Below are 16,667 nucleotides of genomic sequence, written 5' to 3'. Positions count from 1 at the left end.
TGATTTAGTATTCCCAAACGCTCAACCTTACTCAATAGTAACGTAAAAATTTACACTGGCAGTTGGATGATAAATTCTGTCCCTTCCCCCAAAACAGAACTGACTGTGATTTGACCGCCGTGCTTTTCTTCGATAATTTGCCGCGCGATCGCTAATCCTAACCCAGTACCTTTACCGACTCCTTTGGTAGTAAATAAATGCTCAAAGATTTTCTCTTGTACTTCTGCACCCATACCTTTGCCATTATCTTGAATATGAATATAAACTTGATGGGCAACAACTTGAGTGCGGATGGTAATTTGTTGGGGATGAGTTTGTAATTCCGCAAATGTGTGCGTTTGGGCCATTTCATCAAACATATCAATAGCATTAGCCAAAACATTCATAAATACTTGGTTTAACTGACCCGGAAAACATTCAACTAAAGGAATATTGCCATAATTTGTTTGAACATCAATAGTAGGACGTTTGTCATTAGCTTTTAAGCGATATTTTAAAATTAATAAGGTACTATCTAAACCTTCGTGAATATTAGCCATGACTTTGCTATCGGTGTCAGCACGAGAGAACGTCCGCAGACTCATACTAATTGATTTAATGCGCTGCATGGCTTCCGTCATCGAATCTAGCAAATGAGGTAAATCTGCAACTAAAAAGTCTAAATCAATGTCTTCAGCATTTTCTTGAATTGCCTCAACAGGTTGGGCATAATATTGCTGATAAAGTTCTAAATGCCCAATTAAATCCTGCACATATTCTTGGGCATTGTTAATACTAGCATTGAGAAAACCAATGGGATTATTAACTTCATGGGCTACCCCCGCGACTAAATTACCCAAAGAAGCCATTTTTTCATTTTGTACCATCTGAATTTGGGCTTGTTTGAGTTCTTGTAAAGCTGTTTCTAATTCTTGGGATTTTTTATGAATTGCTGCTTCTGTTTTTTGGCGATCGCTAATATCTAAACCAATTGAAACTCCACCACAAACCTGACCATTAGCATCTAACATTGGGGCATTAAACCATTCACAAATAATCCGTCGACCATCTTTAGTAATATTTTCATTAATTGCGTGAGAACCACCATGTTCAGCTAAAATCGAAGCAGTCACATCATCTACATAAACATGATGTTCTTCCGGGATAATTATCCGCAAATTATTGCCGACAATTTCTGCTTGTGTATAGCCAAACAATTTTTCGGCGGCTGGATTACAATGTTGACATTCAAACTGAGTATTCCACTCGAAGATAGCGACTGGAGTTTGTTGAATGATGATTTGCAATCTTTGTTGAGATTTTTCTAAACGCTCAGATTTTTCTCGTTCTTGGGCGTGGAGGCGGGCGTTTTCTAGAGAAATCGCTGCTTGGGTGCAAAGAATTTCCAGAATGAGAATGCGATCGCGTGTAAATACTTCACTAGTATACTGGTTTCTTAAATATAAAACCCCAATCAAATTTCCTTGATTGAGTACTGGTAAACACAACACACTTTTTGGACGGTGGATATTTAAATATTCACTAATAACAGGCAAATCCGTTTGCAGATTATCAAATACGACAACTTCTTGAGTATTTTTGACATAATTGATCAGTTTAATTGGTAAATGATGATTATTTTCTAGAGGTTCAAAACAAACTTGGGTATTTTCAGGTGTGCCGATGGCTTTGAGATGCCAATTACCATCGCTATCAGGCAAGATTAAAGCACAGTAATCGCCACCAGAATTTTGCAAAATAATCTCTGTGAGTTTTTGTAACAGTTCATCTAAATCAATTGTGCTAGATAATGCTTGAGAAGCTTTGATGATGGCGGTAAAATCTAGGGCAGTATTAATACTAGAGCTAGAAGCTTGATTGACTTGTGTAGAAGAGTGAATTGAGAGATTCGGGACAAACAAATTTTCGATATTTTCCCAGATGTTGAGAGTAGGGTTAATCTGTTGAAGAATGGGACGTAACAAGTCAGGGTAGCGATATTCTAAATCTTCGGTTTTGGCGATCGCACCCCAACTGGCATAGTAATAGTAAGCGGTTTGCATATAAACTGAAGCAATTTTTTCTTTACCCCAGTCGAGGTAAAATTTAGCAGCGAGTTCGTTACTCAGTGCAGCTTCTTGGAGATATTCATTTTCAATTGCACCTGCGATCGCGCGATCGTAAAGGTCAATAGCTTCGCAAATATTACCAGATAGCCGCGCTATTTCTGCTGCTAATAAATTATATTTATGCAGAAAGTTTTCGGGACAATTATTTGCCCATATTTTAATCTGTTGTTGATGTTGAAGAATAATTTGCCAGTAAGATTTTTGTTCTTCGGGTGTTGCTTGGGGGTAAAGAGCAATGAGACTCAGAGGATAATAAAAGTGATATTGAATAATTGGGAAACTACTACCATTAGTAGTCAGAGTTTGTTGATTAGCGATCGCAGTTTTGACTGCATCAACATAATCACCATAAATATAAGATAGCTGAATTCTCAAAAAACAGTACCAATTGATGCCAGAAGGAAAATTATTTTTCCGCCAAATTTGAATACAGTTAATATCTTCACTGTCCCAATTTGCTAGTAATTCAGTGTGATGTATCCTCCCTTGTAGATGTGATAAAAATTGTTGCTGTTGGAGAAACCCCTGTAATATATTGATATCATTTACTTTTTCTACATAATCTGTATATTTCTCCATTTCAGTATGAATATCTACTAAACATTTGCCTTGAATTAACATCGTCCAAATCATGAACAAAACCGCCCAAACACCAAATACTAAATCTCCACATTCATTGCAAATATCAAATGAACGTTGATAGAGAGGTAAATTAGTTTTTAACGGTTTCATATAGGGATTAATCGTATGGCAAAATATATTAATATTTTGGGCAAGATATTGCGGATGATTGAACTTTTGATCAAGCTCTAGAGCTTGCTTGCCAAATTGATAGGCGGTTTGATATTCTCCTTGTTCAATCAGTGCCATTCCATAAAAGCAGTAACCAATACCAGAGTTTTCACAATTGCCATACTCAAAGGACGTATTGAGCATTAATAAGCGGATTAATTGATTGATTTGATGGCTACCTGTGAGATAAGTGATAGAACATAAAACACTTAAAAGCTTCATACAAGCTTTTTTATTAGGATCAGTCATTACAGGCAAATTCAGCAGATTATAATAAATCTCCGTTGCACGGAATGAGGCTAACTTATTTAATTCAATATCAATGGCAGATTGAATTGCTACGGATAGAGTTGGTAGACTCATTCCCAAGGTATCCAAAGCTTTTAAACCAGCCGTAATGGCAGCATTAAAATCTTCACCTTGGGTGATTTTTAGCATCATTATATCTGCATAAATATCAGCTTGATCGAAAATATTTTGTGAATGCCGTAAGGCAATGGCAAATAGTTCCTCAGACCCAGAAAATTCTCCTAGAAAATATTCACACTCTGCCTGTTCTTTGTACAGAGAAAATATAAATTGATAATTATTTTGCCAACTATCATCTGATAACACACTAAGTCCTGTTTGAAAATATTTTATAGCCGCTTTATAAGCAGTAGAAGTTTTAGCCTTTTTACCTGCTATGAAGTTTAATTGAGCAAATTCATCTTTCTCTAGTTGCTGAGTGATATAATTAATGCCGCGATACAGATGATTGACAATATCAAAAATTCTATTTTCCTGTTGCTCTAGCGGAGTATTGCATAATAATTGTTTTCCGATTTGATAATGGGTGATTTGCTTTTGGTCATCGGAAATAAGAGAATAGGCAGCTTGTTGAATGCGATCGTGTAGAAATTGATATGTAGGATTAATGCTATTTTCTACCTCATAACCACCAATCTCATCAGACTGTAATAACTGATAAACTTGGCTGTTAGGTAAAATAAACCCTGCTTGCAAAGCTTTCCATAATGCTTTTGCTGTCTCCTGTGGCGATAATTCTGAGATCAGCATTAAGGTTGCTAAATCAAAAGTGTTACCAATACAAGCAGCTAACTTCAACACTTTTTGCGTGACATCTGGCAATTTCTGTAATTGCAACGCCATGAACTGGACTATATCATCAGTGAGTGATAGTGTATTGACTTGGACAAGATCACACTCCCAAAAGCGGCGATCGCGATTAAAGGTAATATATTTTTCTTCATGTAATGCTTTGAGAAACTGAGTGGTAAAAAAAGGATTACCTTGAGTTTTGCGGTTGATTAATTCTGTAAGTGGTTTAGCCAGTTCTAAAGAGCAGTTTAATGTGTCTGCCAGCAAATGATTAATATCATCAACTGCTAAAGGTTTCAGGGTGATTTTATTAATCCTTGCCTGTGTTTTGTTGAGTTCTTCCAGCAATAACAGTAATGGGTGAGTTGCTGATATTTCATTATCTCGATATGCACCTAACACCAACAGATAATGACTTGTTTTGATTAGGGTTTTAATCAACTCCAAAGAAGCTAAATCTGCCCACTGTAAATCATCTAAAAATATTACTAAAGGATGCTCGGCAGTGGTAAATATATTAATAAACTTTTGAAATAACAAATTAAACCGATTTTGTGCCGCACTAGCGGCTAAATCTGCTACAGGTGGTTGTTGACCAATAATTAATTCTAATTCGGGTATTACGTCAATCAAAACTTGAGCATTGTCGCCTAAAACTGCCAAAATTTTTGCTTGCCATCGCTGAAGTTTGATGTCAGATTCGGATAGTAACTGTCCCATCAAGTCGCGGCAGGCTTGCACAAAACCACCCAAGGGAATGTTACGACTAAATTGGTCAAATTTCCCTTTAATAAAATAGCCTCGTTGTTGGAGAATTGGTTTATGCACTTCATTGATCACGGCGGTTTTACCAATCCCGGAAAAACCAGCAACTAGCGTTAATTCTGCCGTACCTGCTGATACACGTTCAAAAGAGCTTAATAATGCGCCAACTTCGGCTTTTCGTCCATAGAGTTTTTCGGGAATGAGGAAGCGATCGCAAATATCCCACTCACCAATTGTAAAATAGTCTAATCTACCAGTTAATTGATATTCTGTCAGACATTTTTCTAAATCAAATTTTAAACCTAAAGCTGTTTGATAACGGTCTTCAGCATTTTTCGCCATCAATTTCATCACAATCTCGGCAATGACTTGGGGGATTTTTGCATTGTTCAATTCATCTGGTTGTTTAGCAATATGACAATGCACTAACTCCATTGGATCATCACAGATAAAAGGTAAATTCCCTGTGAGTAATTCATAAAATGTCACACCCAAAGAATAAAAATCACTGCGGTAATCAATACCTCGATTCATTCTCCCCGTTTGTTCAGGAGAAATATAAGCAAGTGTCCCTTCTAAGACATTCGGATTTTTAATTTCTTGGGTTTCTTTAGGCAGTAATGAAGCAATACTAAAATCAATAAGCTGAATTTGTTTGGTTTGGGGATGAATTAAAATATTGGCAGGTTTAATATCTTTGTGAATAACGCGATTTTGGTGTAAATCGTGGATAATTTGCGTTAATTGGAGAGCAATCTCTAAAAATTCTCCTATACTGATATATTTGGTTTTGGCATACTCTCTTAAAGCAATTCCCCCAGTATCCGCCATGACCAAGATATAACTATTTTTATAAGTTTCTAAAGCTAAGGGATGAATAATTCCCGGAATATCAATATTTTTACTAATATTATATTGATGGCGAAATTGCAATAATTCTTGTAAGGTTGGATGTTCGGAAGTTAAAACTTTAATTACTACTGGCATCTGATCAAATTGACGCATAGCTCGATATACTATGCTGCGAGAACCTGCATATAGTAATTCGCTAATTTGATATCCAGGAATCAGAGGAATGCAATATTCAGTAGTCATGTATGTACGCCTTTATTTCAGTTAGCGTTTGCCTATCTAGATAGATAAAGCTGAAACATCAAAATTTATTATTCCCTTGCCGTTCATATCAAATAACACAAATACTGAAAATTAGTATATTTTCAGGCATCTTTACATAGATTTTATAGGGATTTTCAGAGCTATGGTAGTATGCCCTTAAAGCAGTGATAAACCAAGCATTATTTAGTAATATTGAAAATATCAGGTTTCTCAGAATTGGTGTAGAGGTTGTTTCATACCTAAACCCTTAATACGGTTCGGATAAGAAACTTACTTGTGTAGGCAAGCAAGGGTGCAGAGGTGCAGGGGTGAAAGGGGGAACGAAGGTACGCTCTCCCCTGCACCTGAAGCTCCTCCGCCCCCCTGCTCACCTCAACAGATACATTTGTTAACCGAACCGTATTGCCTAAACCCCCACATCCTCCTATATCTCTACCTGGATTTCTCACAAGAGAGAAATCCAGGGGGGGTGAACGAAATTTTGTGTGGGATTTCTGGCTAAGTATCCAAAAAATGACCCTCCACACTCCCCACACTTCCCACACTCCCCACACTCCCCACACTTCCCACACTCCCCACACTCCCCTCTCTCTCCACACCCGCTACCCATAAGTGAGAAATTCGGGTCTACTACCTTATCCGCCTTCTCTCCCTTGCCTCATTTCCAGCAAGTTGCTAAAACACCACTCCTACGCCTGTAAAATCCCGCGTCCATTTTCGGCAAATTCATCAATGGTTTGCACTGACAATTCGTGATTTGTCATCGACTGCAACATTGCTAAGGGTAAGGTGAGATGGTGAGCGCCAGCTTGTAGGGATGCGACGGCTTCTTGGGGAGATTTGATGCTGGCTGCCATAATTTCTGTGTTGCTTCCCTTTAAAACACTTGCCATTTCCCGGACTAATGCCACCCCATCACCTAATAGTCTAGTGGCTCGATTGACATAGGCGATCGCATATTTTGCCCCAGCTTCTTGAGAGACTGCGGCTTGGGCTGCACTGTATATAGCTGTGACTGCACAGGGAATTTCTGGTGCTAGTTCAGCCACCACCTGAAAACCAACTAAGGAAGCGGGAATTTTTAAGACTGTTTGCTGTCCAATTAACTCAAAGGCGGCTCTGCCTTCTGCTACCATTTCTTCAAATTCAGCAGCCATCAATTGATAAAACACTGGCCCTGTAGTTAATTGTGCCAGTTGTTTTAACGTCGTCTCAACCGGTAACGGGCTTTTGGCTAATAATGTTGGGTTAGTAGTGATGCCTTTTACCCAACCTAACTTTTTAGCAGCTTCTGCTTCGGCTGCGATCGCTGAGTCCAAAAATAAGGTCACTGAATTATTTTCCTTAAAGTCCCATCGCTGGCATCATACCAATTTTAGCTTGATAATTTCAGTCTTTTTTGGCTGATTATAATTCCAGAGTCAAAATTCTGGCTACAGAATTTTGGAAAAAGCAGCATAAATTTTAGTAATTGATGATTGCTAACTCTATAAATATATAGATTTATTACTATTTGAATGGAATATAGCAGAAGGCAGGAGGGAAAGTCTTACTATTCCTGTCACTCAAGCTGTGAAATTGTCCTAACATTTCTGACTACTGTTAAGAATGGGTGTGAGGATTTTGAACACTTACACCATTTGGCTGATACTAACTGCAAAGCCCTGACACCCTTACAAGAGACAAAATTGATAAACTAAGGTTTGATTTGCCAAACTTTAACAGATTTATCACCACTACCACTATATAAAGTCTGACCATCACTACTCAAGGCAAGTCCATAAATGCCGCCGCCATGTCCAATCAACTCCAAGACTGATTTTCCAGTGATGATATCACGCACTATAATTGATCTACCTAAACCGCCACTAACAAATGTCTTGCTATCGGGACTGATAACTAAGGCATCAATACTTGAACCCAACGAAAAATTATGAATTAGCTTTCCTGTGTTCAAGTTCCAAGCTTTGAAACTTTTGCCATCTGTAGTCCTAACCCCAGCAGATTGAAAACTATCGTCATAGCCACCACTCAGCAGCATTTTCCCATCATTGCTAACAGCAAGAGTAATTGGAGATGATGCTTTTTCTGAACCAGTAATCAGTTCTTCTTTTTTAGGTAGGGGTGGGGTAAAACTGCGTAATTCTTTACCTGTTAGCATATTCCAAACTCGAATTTTACCGCCGTTTTCACCACCACTATAGAGAGTTTTTCCGTCACGACTAATCGCAAGTGCTGTTGCTTCTACTTTCAAGATACGATCAATTTTGCGAGTTTTGAGATTCCGAAATTTGATGGTTGTATCACCACTACCACTAATTAAAGTTTGTCCATCTGGGGTCAATAACATGGCTCTCACCCCTGTTTTTTCGCCAATTGTGCGAATTTGCTCGCCTGTTTGCGTATTCCAAAATTTGATAGTGTTATCGAAACTAGTACTAATCAAAGTTTGAGCGTCTGGAGTAATTACTATTGATTTAATTTGCTCTTTATGCCCAGTTAAAGTCCGAAGTAATGCACCTGTCTTGGGATTCCAAAGCTTGATTGTTTTATCATCGCTACCACTAGCAAGAAGTTGACCATTGGGTGCAAGAGCTAATGCCCGAACAGGTTCAGTATGTCCTGATAAAGTTAATTTTAAACGCTGCGGTTTATCAGCCTTTGTAGCAACAGAAGATGTATCTGCTACAACTTGCAGGCTTGTAACCATACTCAAGGGTATAGATAAGAAAAAGCCAAGTAATGTTAAGGTTTTAAATACAAAAGGTAGTTGCATAGTGATACAGTAATCCTATTCGATTATTACTTCTATCTTTAAAGTATAGGAAAACACCTGTATTTGTATGACTTATTTCATATTTATGTAACACTGATTTTTAAAAGTACTGTCTTTAATATCTATACTATGAAAAACGATCAATGGCAGACACTCAAACAAAAACTGACTGATGAAGCAGACTTATCCAATATCTGGGTATTTTATATGGATAATTTTGCAGATCATCCAGAATTTACTGATTTGGGTGAGCCTGCTTATAATCAATACCTCGATAATGTTATTAGCAAAACTTGTCAGCAAATGTTTGGCAGAGAAATCAAGATTACCGACCTTTTCTTAATTTATATTGCCGAACATCATTTATTTCATGGAGCTTTCTTTGTTGAACGGCGGATTGGAGGTGTGATTTATTTCGAGGATATCAAAGTAGGGTTAATTGCAGTCTCGGCAGATTATCCACCTACGGATATGGTTAAATATTCTCGTTTTTCTGAAGTACTGCAATTACCCAAACCTAATCGCAATGATCTCAATTAAATAAAACCCTCAGAGGATGTTTGGAAAGTCATGAAAGATACTAAAAACCCCTCTCCAAACCTCTCCCCGAAGCGGGGAGAGGCTTTGAGTCTTGCGCCCTTTCCCTCGTAGGGAAGGGGTTGTGGGTTAGGTTTAAAAGAAAGTTACACACGAAGTTATAGCCTTTCCTAGTCTGCTGACGTACAAATTTATCTGCGTCCATCTGTCTTGAAAAGTTTGCTCAAGTCGGCAGAGCCGCCCACGCAACGCCAGTGAGGGAGTCGGGGAACCCGCCCAACACACTGGCTCAACTTTTCGCTGCGTCTATCTGCGGTTAATTATTCTTGTTTGTACTGCACTAGAATAAGAAACGCTATAGGACTCATATTTGATTTATGAAAAAAATCAGTACACCCAAATCAGCCGTCTTTCCTACTCCCTACTCCCCATTCCCTACTCCCTGCTTACACAACTAGATTCAGGAATCAAACCGTATTCCTATATAATTAGGTTTTGATTAATAAAAACTACCAGACTTGCGATGTTCAATCGCGGTTATGCCATCATTAGTTAACATTTCACCTTTATCTACAACAGCATAAATCAGCCATCGATCGCCACATTCGAGTTGATTTTGGACTGTGCATTCTAAATAGGCTAATGCGTCATCAAGAACCAAACAACCATTAGTAGCAGTTTGGGTAGAAAGATTCGCAAATGGGTTATCGCCGGAAGTGCTTTGGCGGGAAAAATAGCGGCGCACATTTCTACCTTCTTTGAGAATATTTAACACAAATTTATCACCGGGATGACGCATTAAGTCAGCATTTTGTTCTGGAGAAATGGCAATCATAATTCCGGGTGGGTTAAAGGTGGCTTGTGATACCCAAGAAGTTAAAATTCCTTTGTGACTGTTTTGGTCACGAGTTGTTACAACGCACAAAGACCCAATTATTCTCCCGACGGCTTGTTCTGTGCGGTCTACTTGTGCTTCTGTAACGGCTTGGCGGGGAACACGCAGTTTTTTGGTTTTTTTCAAGGTTTGAGCAAAAGTAGCACCTGCATCTTTACACTGTTGCAGAGTCTCAGCCGTGGGACTAAAGCGCACTCTAATGGTTTCAAAACCTAAGCGATAATTTGCATCTGTGAGTTTGCTTTCTAATAAATCAATGGCTTCACCACTCCAACCGTAGGAACCAAAGACACCTGCTAATTTTGTTTTGGTGGCTGTTGATAAAATTATCCCCAAGGCTGTTTGAATTTGGGTGGGTGCATGACCGCCTAAAGTGGGGGAACCGATAATAAAGCCGTCGCAGGCTTCGATAATGCGAGTAATTTCGGCTGTGTCTACTAGTTCGCAGTCAATTGATTCTACATTAATGCCGTTTTGAATTAATCCTTGAGCGATCGCATTCGCTACAATTGCCGTATTCCCATAGGCGGAAGCATATAATAAGGCGACGCTAAATTCCTGAGCTTTCTGCCCTTGACACCATTGGCGGTAATCATAAGTAAAGCGACTCAAACTGTAACGCACAACCGGGCCATGTGCTGGTGCATAATATCTTGCACCTAATGTAGCCAATTTATCTAAAGCAACTTCGACTTGTTTAGCTTGGGGTGCATGAAGACATTCAAAATAGTAACGGCGTTCTGCGTCTAATTTTTTCCAGTCTTCGTCAAAAAAGGTGTCTTCGCAGATATGTGCGCCAAAAAATTTGTCTGTATACAGAATTTTACTTGCAGAATCATAAGTACAGAGTCCATCTGCCCAACGGGGAGTCGGTACAGTCACGAATGACAACAAATGGCCTTGTCCCAAATCTAAAGTATCTTCTGAACGTACTGCTTGAATGTGTGACTCTAATTCGGGAAAGGTGGATTTTAAAGCATTAACCGCCGGACGAGAACAAATTATTGTTGCTTGTGGTGCATGAGATAGCAATACTTTCAGGGTAGCGCGGCGGTTGGGGTTGACGTGGTTGAGAATGATGTAATCTAGGGTTGCTAAATCTAGATGTTGTTTTAACTCGTGAATGTAGATTTCGGTAAACGATTCACCAGGCGGGTCAATTACAGCTTTTTTATCAGCTTGAATTAAATAAGAGTTGGCTGTAGTGCCTTTTTGGCGGGAATATTCAACCTCAAATTTTAGTCTGTCCCATGTGCGCGATCGCAAAATAATTGTATTTTGTCCAATTTCAGCAACCTGGACATCTCTAGGACGGCTGGGTGTGATAGTAGCAGTAGACATAATAACCTCTTAAAAAAAGTCTGGAGTCTGAAAATTTGTCTTTTAAAGTTTTTAGTACAGCATGGTGTAAATGAATTTACTATTTACAACAAACCCTTTTTCTTGCCTTTTTCCTTTTTATTTGTGCATTTGTTTGTAGCGTTGTGATACTTGTTGTTCTGGATCAATGCCTTCAAAGGTTGGGGGTAGCCAAACTCGCAAGACTAATAATATTCCTAGAACTAATAAGAATGCACAAGTCGCTAAAACTTGAGTCCAATTAGTTTCAAGTACGCCTTTAACAATCACTTCTCGCAAGGCAGAAACAATCGAAACTTCTACTGCTACTCCAATAGATATGCGTTGTTCTTGTAAGTAAATAATCAGCAGTCGGAACAACTCAACCAAAATCAGCAGAAATAAAATATCGGCGGTAACAACTTGGAAATTCAGAGGGGGAAGTAAGGAGAGAAACATATCTCTTACCTGAATCACCATGAAGCTAAATAAGCCAATACATAGAGAAATTACAATTACATCTTGAATAAGTTCTAGACTGCGAACAATGCGACCCCGATTGAGTTCGTAGGTAGTAATTGGGTTATTATCAACAGGCTTATACATGACTTCTTTTGTGGAGTGGGTATTAATTAAGTAAAAAGGTAAAAGAATCTTTTCTTTATACTTTTGACTTTTACATTTTTACTTTTGACTTGATTTAGTATGCGTGAATGTTGGGTTCCGTTCCTCCACCCAACCTACACCAGTCTCAGTTGTTACCTTAACTGAACTGTATTGGGTTTTAGCTTAATTAAGTAAAAAGGTAAAATTAAGTCTTTGATTATGACTCAGCACTATTCGCTTTTGCCTTTTACCTTTTTACTTTTGACTTGATTTAGTAGTGATTACCAATTTTGCGGTGATGAACGGCGGTGAGTCCGTTGATGTTTGCGACTCTTCCAGTTTTCACAGTGCTGTAAATCACCCAATGATCGCCACAATCCATGCGGCTGGTGATTTCACATTCCATGTAAGCTAAAGCGTCAGCCAGAATTGGACAATCATTAGCCGCAGGATAGGTTTTCACGCCAGCAAAGCGATCGCCACCAGGAGGGAAACGCTTGAGGAAGTGTTTCATATAGCCTTGGTACTTCCCTTCTTCCAGGACGTTTAACACAAAGCGATCGCCTACGTGCATTAATGATTCAATGGCGCGTTCTTTCGCCACAGCAATAGCTACACCAAACGGACTGGCGCTGGCTTGTGTCACCCAAGACGCAAACATGGCGCTTTGAATTTCTGCTTTCTTTGCGGTGATGATATATAAGCCTGTGCTAATGCGCCCAAGAGCTTTTTCTAAATCAGTGTTGATGGATTTGATTTGTTTGATGGCGCGATCGCGGTTTAACCAAAGTCCGATATCTGTTCCCGCTTCATCACACAATTGTTCTGTCACTCTGGTGGGAGTTTCTTTAATTAAAATTGGTGGAAAAGCTTCAGTTAAGCCAATTTCTTGAAACTTATTCCGCAATGGATAAACTGGTTCATCTTGCCCACCACCCGACTCAAATAAACCAATTGCTTGTTTATGATGAGCCGCAGCTAATATTGTACTCAATGCTGTTTGGGCAAGTGTAGCAGATTGGGGTGGCATTCCAATGACTAAACCCGCAGCTTGTGAAACTAATTCCCGAATTTCTTGCGGTTCAGTGTTATTCAGAGGAATTAACTCAACTACTACTCCAGTTCTGGTAATGCCATGTGCAATGTAACGTGCGATCGTTTCGCTATCACCGTAATCTTCTGTGTAGCATAAAGCAACAAATTGCTCAGTTTTCGTTTGTTCTAAGCTCCAATTTTGATAGCGGTCTAGCCATTCAGAAATGTGATGCTTTAATAATGGCCCGTGACCAGTGGCAATTGTAAATATTTCTAATTTTTCAATGCGTTTTAATGCTGCCAAAACTGAGCGAGCATTTGGCCCCATTAAGCAATCATAGTAATAATGAAAATCTTCTTCAATGATTGCTAAATTTTCATCAAAGGTATGGTCATCACAGTAGTGCATTCCAAACACATCACAGGTAAAGAGAATACCTGTTTTGTGGTCATAAGTAAAGATTGTATCCGGCCAATGCAAGTTAGGCGCTGAGATAAATTCTAATTCATGACCATTACCTAAATCTAAGCGATCGCCACTTTTAACCGTAATCGATTTAAATGGCTGGTGAACCATATTTTCTAAAAATTGAATCGCCACCTTTGCACCCACAACCGTAATATCTGGTGCTAATTGCAAGATATCTCTGACTAGTCCACTATGGTCGGGTTCTGTGTGACTAATAACTAAATAATCTATCTTGGTTGGCTCAATTAATCCCGTTAATATTTCTAGATACAGTTGCTCAAATTTGCGATGAGAAGTATCAACTAAAGCAATTTTTTCACCTTGAATTAAAAAAGAATTATATGTCGTTCCGTTGCGTAAACCAAATTCAACATCAAAACGTTCTCTATCCCAATCAAGGCAACGAATTGCAGTAGTTTGAGTGGCTATTTTAATAGTTTGGATAGTTAAACGTGATGGATTAGCAAGAATTGAAGTATTTTCTGTAAGTGCAACCATTGGGTTTCTCCAAAAATCAATTTATCTGGAGTGAATCTGCTTACTATTATGTTGGACTGTTATCTTCAATTAGTAAAATGCCAATTTCTAAAGACACTCATTAGTAAGTTTTATTCATGACCCAATTTTGTTTACCATTGATTTATATCAATGTGTATCATTAGTTTTGAATGAGAAGATACCCAACTTCTGATAGAAGTAAGGTATTTAATATAGGAATCCAATTCGATTTCTGAAAAAATCTCAGTATGTGTAGTGGATTGTCTAGACTAAAATAGTGCATTATAAAGTATAAAATTAACCGCAGATGAACGCGGATAAACGCGGATAAAATAGGTTTTTTAATGCAACATTTAAGGCTAGACACGCAAGTAGGGTGTGTTAGGCGTAAGCCGTAACGCACCGAAAACTTTGCGGTAGATGCCGTACTCTCGCCGATAACACATCCTACGTACATTTCAGAAATCAAATATTAGTCCCATAGCATTAAAACTTACGCAGACTCTACGATTTCTTGGCGACTTGGCGGTTTAATAAAATTAAAGTAGCGCCTCGACTTACCTCGACTTCTCCTGACGGAGACGCTGCGCGATCGCTCGGTAGCTGCTCACGTCGCGCACCCAATACAACTTTAGCTCCTTTGCTGGCAAGCAATTTCGCACTTGCTTCACCAATCCCTGATGATGCGCCAGTAATAATTACAACTTTGTCTTTAATCATCTTCTTCCTTTTTTTATTGCTTTTTTAAATGGGGGAGTGTGTCAACTGCTGAGATGCTGATGGAAAAAGGATGTAAGTTTTTCCCACGGAATCAGGTTTACTCGGTCATACAAATCGACGTGTCCCGCGTTGGGAACGATGTAAAGATCCTTTGGCTCGGCGGCGCGTTTGTAAGCATCTTCGCTGAACTCCCTGGAATGTGCATCTGCCCCCGTGATGAACAGCATAGGACGAGGCGAAATCGTCTCAATATCGTTGAATGGGTAGAAGTTCATGAATTTGACGTTGCTGGTAAGTGTCGGGTGAGTTGTCAGTTTCGGCGATGAACCTTTGGGGGTGTACTCGCCTCTGGGAGTGCGGTAGAAGTCATAAAACTCACGCTCAATAGGGGTGGAGTTCTCATTCAGTTCATGTACAGTTCCGCTTGTGTATTTGGTTTCGCCGCCCGTAAACTCCGTATAGCGTTGTTCCGCCGCCTGTGCGATCGCTTTCTTTCTCTGTTCGAGGGTTGTAGAATTTCTCAAACCGTTACGGTTGGCTGCACCCATATCGTACATACTGACCGTGGCAGTTGCCTTCAAGCGCGGGTCGATTTTGGCAGCACTGATGGCAAAGCTCGCGCTACCACAAATCCCCAGCACGCCAATCCGGTTCCTGTCAACGAATGACTGAGTACCTAGAAAATCTACCGCCGCACTGAAATCTTCGGCATAAATATCCGGCGAAACAACGTTGCGGGGCTGCCCTTCACTCTCACCCCAGAAGGACAAATCGAGGGACAAGGTGACGAACCCTTGTTCAGCTAATTTTTGGGCATACAGGTTTGCACTTTGTTCTTTGACTGCGCCCATTGGGTGTCCGACAATGATTGCGGAATTCTTAGCGTTCCGATTCAAGGCTTTGGGAATGAAGAGATTCCCCGCAACCTTCATGTTGTATTGGTTTTTGAAAGTAACTTTCTGCATAGTTACCTTGTCGCTCTTGTAGAAGTTGTCCGCCCCCTCGACGATAGTGGAGTGCTTTACGGATGCTTGGGAAATTTTATGCGAGACTTGTGTTTTGTCGAGGGAAAATGCCACCGTTGCGTAGATTGCACCAATCAAGACGGTTGGTATGAGAACGAGGTATTTCATTGAGTTCTCCATATATGTGGGTACGAGGCGAAATGTTCTGAGTTGCAGAACCCAGCAGATTTATTTATTGCGATCGCGCAAGCTCGATTGTCACTTTTACAGAGCCAGAGACGTTAAATGCGTCGATGTCACCATCTATTTTTCCGAGGATAATTAGTCCGTTGGCGTATCCAGAATCTTGATAAAACATCGCTAAATTACCCCAGGGAGCGTAATAAGCAATATCTCCAACAGCCGGATCGCTGCCTGGGGGTGCATCTTCTGTAGATAATTTTTTTGACAGATAACTGATTTTCTCGGTTTTCGCGTAATCTTCTAAAGTCAGCGTTAATGGCAGTAGGGAAATAAAATCTTGAGTGGTTTTGCTGTTGATCAAAGTAGCTGTAATTACTTTGTCTTTAACCTTGATGTTGATCTTCATACTGTCTGCCTGTTTGGTGGATATTTGAGTCGGCATCTTTGATGAGGCACTGCTAGTCATACTGTTGTCGGCACGACAGGCTGAGTAATTCAGGGACATCACCAGGGCGAGAACCAAAATCAGCATTTTCTGTTGGTAGTTTTTCCCCTTGATGGGAAACCATTTCAAAAGCATTCAGATACTCCTCCATACTGCTGATCCCAATCGTAGAGATTCAACATTTATTGCCTCCTCTATGACAGTGGAGATGAGATTATTTAAAAAACAAGATGAGCCTTGCCAGTAAAAAGTCTATTGCCCCATAAAAACTGAGTTTTATCTTGAATAAAAATCTAGAATGTTGACAAAAAGTCGGAA

The 16,667-nt window shown here is 39.5% G+C and carries 10 protein-coding genes and 1 pseudogene; 1 reads left to right on the top strand and 10 read right to left on the bottom strand.

What is annotated here, in order from left to right; all coding sequences use genetic code 11:
- Positions 1-50 precede the first annotated feature (50 nt).
- The 3 genes from H6G77_RS13290 to H6G77_RS13280 form a co-directional block, all read right to left on the bottom strand.
- Positions 51-5,861, bottom strand: coding sequence for an AAA family ATPase (locus H6G77_RS13290; protein ID WP_190871800.1), 5,811 nt, complete (start codon positions 5,859-5,861; stop codon positions 51-53).
- A gap of 710 nt (positions 5,862-6,571) precedes the next feature.
- On the bottom strand, positions 6,572-7,213 hold the full coding sequence (locus tag H6G77_RS13285; protein ID WP_190589678.1) for a transaldolase family protein: 642 nt from the start codon (positions 7,211-7,213) through the stop codon (positions 6,572-6,574).
- Positions 7,214-7,578: 365 nt separating this feature from the next.
- Entirely contained in the window at positions 7,579-8,658 is a 1,080-nt protein-coding gene (locus tag H6G77_RS13280) for a WD40 repeat domain-containing protein (RefSeq protein WP_190589679.1), read from the bottom strand.
- Between the two features lie 129 nt (positions 8,659-8,787).
- Here H6G77_RS13280 and H6G77_RS13275 point away from each other — a divergent pair, with 129 nt between their 5' ends.
- On the top strand, positions 8,788-9,198 hold the full coding sequence (locus H6G77_RS13275; RefSeq protein ID WP_190589680.1) for a hypothetical protein: 411 nt from the start codon (positions 8,788-8,790) through the stop codon (positions 9,196-9,198).
- Positions 9,199-9,694: 496 nt separating this feature from the next.
- Here the strand turns inward: H6G77_RS13275 and H6G77_RS13270 are convergent, their stop codons facing one another.
- From H6G77_RS13270 to H6G77_RS35695, 7 genes and pseudogenes are all read right to left on the bottom strand, one after another.
- Entirely contained in the window at positions 9,695-11,431 is a 1,737-nt protein-coding gene (locus tag H6G77_RS13270; RefSeq protein ID WP_190871799.1) for a diflavin flavoprotein, read from the bottom strand.
- 117 nt (positions 11,432-11,548) lie between these two features.
- Positions 11,549-12,034 carry a phosphate-starvation-inducible PsiE family protein gene (locus tag H6G77_RS13265; RefSeq protein ID WP_190589682.1) on the bottom strand — a complete coding sequence of 162 codons (486 nt, stop codon included), beginning with the start codon at positions 12,032-12,034 and terminating at the stop codon, positions 11,549-11,551.
- Between the two features lie 271 nt (positions 12,035-12,305).
- On the bottom strand, positions 12,306-14,036 hold the full coding sequence (locus H6G77_RS13260; RefSeq protein ID WP_190871798.1) for a diflavin flavoprotein: 1,731 nt from the start codon (positions 14,034-14,036) through the stop codon (positions 12,306-12,308).
- Positions 14,037-14,639: 603 nt separating this feature from the next.
- A pseudogene (locus tag H6G77_RS36475) lies at positions 14,640-14,756 on the bottom strand (SDR family NAD(P)-dependent oxidoreductase); the annotation flags it as partial.
- Positions 14,757-14,797: 41 nt separating this feature from the next.
- Positions 14,798-15,889: an alpha/beta hydrolase gene (locus tag H6G77_RS13250; protein ID WP_190589686.1), complete on the bottom strand. Its 1,092-nt coding sequence runs from the start codon at positions 15,887-15,889 to the stop codon at positions 14,798-14,800.
- 64 nt (positions 15,890-15,953) lie between these two features.
- Positions 15,954-16,346, bottom strand: coding sequence for a cyclophilin-like fold protein (locus H6G77_RS13245; protein WP_242049205.1), 393 nt, complete (start codon positions 16,344-16,346; stop codon positions 15,954-15,956).
- Between the two features lie 16 nt (positions 16,347-16,362).
- Positions 16,363-16,500, bottom strand: a complete 138-nt coding sequence (locus H6G77_RS35695) for a hypothetical protein (RefSeq protein WP_242048355.1) — start codon at positions 16,498-16,500, stop codon at positions 16,363-16,365.
- Between the last annotated feature and the right edge of the window lie 167 nt (positions 16,501-16,667).

The sequence above is a fragment of the Aulosira sp. FACHB-615 genome (assembly GCF_014698045.1).
Taxonomy (GTDB): domain Bacteria; phylum Cyanobacteriota; class Cyanobacteriia; order Cyanobacteriales; family Nostocaceae; genus Nostoc_B.
Note: the sequence above shows the minus strand (reverse complement) of the source record. Positions and strands in the feature narration are given on the sequence as shown.